Source organism: Lactobacillus mulieris, assembly GCF_007095465.1.
GTDB classification, from domain to species: domain Bacteria; phylum Bacillota; class Bacilli; order Lactobacillales; family Lactobacillaceae; genus Lactobacillus; species Lactobacillus mulieris.
The window spans coordinates 1-393 of sequence record NZ_SDGL01000038.1; the positions used below are offsets into that span (position 1 = coordinate 1).

Genomic DNA, 393 nt, shown 5'->3' on the forward strand with positions numbered 1-393 from the left:
CTTCTCGGTTCGCTTTCACAATCTGTTCAATGATTGTCTCGGTTTTTTCTTGGTTGTTATTCAGTTTTCAACGTGCATTTCTCATGGATACCTTTCGGTACCCGATGGAGGCTAACGGGATCGAACCGATGACCTCCTGCGTGCAAAGCAGGCGCTCTCCCATCTGAGCTAAGCCCCCAATTATTCGTCTTTTCCCTTGAAGCCTTCGCTTCAATGGGCCTAAATGGACTTGAACCATCGACCTCACGCTTATCAGGCGTGCGCTCTAACCAGCTGAGCTATAGGCCCGACTTTTTGCTTGGTTTTATTCAAGTTCTTGAGAGTTACTACTCTCAAAACTAAACAAAGTTTCTTTAGTGTGCTTCCGTACTCAGTGCCTTCTTTTAGTATCTC

General features: G+C 45.8%; 2 tRNA genes. Both read right to left on the bottom strand.

Annotation, left to right across the window (positions count from 1 at the left end):
- Positions 1–105: 105 nt before the first annotated feature.
- Positions 106–178 (bottom strand) — tRNA-Ala (locus ETI37_RS07735).
- 36 nt (positions 179–214) lie between these two features.
- Positions 215–288 (bottom strand) — tRNA-Ile (locus ETI37_RS07740).
- Positions 289–393 lie beyond the last annotated feature (105 nt).